This window comes from Rhizobium sp. ZW T2_16 (assembly GCF_044987325.1).
GTDB lineage: Bacteria > Pseudomonadota > Alphaproteobacteria > Rhizobiales > Rhizobiaceae > Neorhizobium > Neorhizobium cellulosilyticum.
In genome coordinates this window covers 1-2,268 of sequence record NZ_JBJDRG010000055.1, presented here as the reverse complement: position 1 = coordinate 2,268, position 2,268 = coordinate 1, and the positions used below count along the sequence as shown (strand labels likewise).

The 2,268-nt window shown below is 60.6% G+C and carries 2 protein-coding genes; one reads left to right on the top strand and one right to left on the bottom strand.

Going from position 1 to position 2,268, the window contains the following annotated elements; genetic code table 11:
* The first annotated feature begins 66 nt into the window (after positions 1–66).
* Entirely contained in the window at positions 67–1,740 is a 1,674-nt protein-coding gene (locus tag ACI3K0_RS30655; RefSeq protein WP_404946978.1) for a transposase, read from the top strand.
* A 5-nt stretch (positions 1,741–1,745) separates the two neighbouring features.
* On the opposite strand, the gene ACI3K0_RS30650 is transcribed toward ACI3K0_RS30655, so the two are convergent.
* Positions 1,746–2,268: hypothetical protein (locus ACI3K0_RS30650; protein ID WP_404946977.1), on the bottom strand; the 523-nt coding region annotated here is incomplete at its 5' end.

Genomic DNA, 2,268 nt, shown 5'->3' with positions numbered 1-2,268 from the left:
GTAACTGGAGCAAATCCGGTGGCAGGAGGGATTCCCGTTTTCTGCAAATCATGAGATTCTTCTTTCATGACGAAGCGCCGCCTGCCCATGGTCGAGCATGCCGATACGTTGTCGCTGAAGGCGCTGCGGGAGCTTGTGACGGGTCTGGTGGAGCGGGCGGAGCGGGCAGACACCCGGATCGGAAAGCTCGAGGCCGAAAACCAAAGGCTTCGCGACGAGAACGACCAGCTCAAGATCGAGAACACGCGGTTGAAAGTCGACAACCAGCTCCTGCGCGACGAGATCGCGCGGCTGAAGAACCTGCCGCCACGCCCACCGTTCAGACCATCGGGCATGGAACAGGCGACCAGCGACAAGACGATCATCGGCAAGGAGACGGCTACTCGGCCGCGGGGGCCGAAGAACGATACGAAGCGCGTCACGCGCGAAGAGGTACTGGCCGCCAGCGTTCCACCTGGATCGCGCTTCAAAGGCTACAAGGATTGCCTGGTGCGGGATCTGGTTGTGCGCGCCGACGTCGTGCGCTATCGCCGCGAATGCTGGCTGACACCGGATGGGCACACGATCACCGCGCCGCTGCCAGCAGGCGTCCAGGGTGGCTTTGGGCCCAACCTGCGGCGCTTCTGCCTGATGCTTCATAGCCATGGACAGGTCACGACGCAGCGACTGACGACCCTGCTCAACGATATCGGTGTCGAGATTTCCAAACGCCAGGTCATCCGGTTTTTGACGCAACGGATGGATGGCTTTCATGCCGAGGATGCTGCCGTGCTGCATGCCGGTCTGGTCTCGGCCCCTTACGTGACCGTTGACGACACCGGTGCCCGCCATGCCAACCGCAATTTTCATACGACGCATATCGGAAGCGAGCATTTCAGCGCCTTTCGCACGGCGCCATCCAAGTCGCGGCTGAACTTCCTGGCTCTGCTGCGTGGCAACTATCAGGACTATGTCCTCAACGACGACGCCTTCGCCCTTCTGGAAGACCGACAGGTGGACCCCGCCCTTCTAGCGCGCTTGAACACGGGCGAGCCTCGGCGGTTTGCCAACCAGGTTCCATTTCTTGGCCATCTGGCGGAGAAGGGTATCGACATCTTTGACAGGGACATCATCCGCCCGTTTGCCGAGGCGGGCATTTGGGGTTCCATCCGCCATCATGGTCTTGTCGGCAATACGGTGATCGTCTCCGACGATGCCGGACAGTTTCGCGTCGGCACCCATGCCCTGTGTTGGGTTCACGCGGAGCGATTGCTGCAAAAACTGATGCCGGCGACGCCGCGCCAGATAAAACATGTCGAGACCCAGCGCGAGCTGATCTGGCTCTTTTATAAGCTTCTGAAGGATTTTTCGCGAAGTCCCAGCCGACGTGCGGCCCGCGGACTCCAGATCCGGTTCGATCGAATATTCTCCATCCGCACCGGATATGGCGATCTCGACAAACTGCTGTCTCGGCTGAAGCGCCGCAAGGCCGAGCTGCTGCGGGTTCTCGAGCGACCTGAAACGCCGCTTAATACGAACGCGTCGGAAAGAGATCTGCGCAGCTTCGTCACCAAGCGAAAGATTTCGGGCGGCACGGTCAGTCGCAATGGTCGGCAGGCGCGCGACAGCATGCTTGGTCTGATGAAGACCTGCCAGAAGCTCGGCCTGTCGTTCTGGCACTATCTTGGCGATCGGTTGGGCATGGGCGGACTGGAACGGTCCATTCCTCCACTGGCCTCGATGATCGCCGCCAGAGCCTGAGCACATCAACGGCGATCAGGCTTGGGGAAAGCAACGATCTTATCCGAAGCCCTCGTACCGGTCCAACCTGATGTGCCCCCTTCTGACTTGGGCCCATCTGACCTGGCCTTGCCCGCCATGACCTCATCCAGCGTATCGAGCACATGGGAGCCGGTGAGCTTCAGCAGCGTCGGCGACACGTTCCACTGTCGCTCATCGTCGGTATGCACCGTCACCGTTTTCTTGTTGCGGCGAATAACGATGCCCCGGATCGTTGCTCCACCAGGACCTTCGAACGTCACGCCGCTTCCGACCCGAATGTCCTGCAACGCAGCTGCAGTCCGCTGATGATGCAGGAACTGCAGCCGTTCGACGATGCGCGCATTGAGTTCGACCAGCGCCGCCTCGTCCAGGTTATCAATGTCGATCCGCCGCATGGTCTGCGCCCCTTTGTTGTTGCCGAAAACACCATGCCAAGGGCAGCACACGGACGCAATCTCGCCATCCGCACTGCCCGTTATCGGGCACTGCCACCAAATCAGCCCCGCT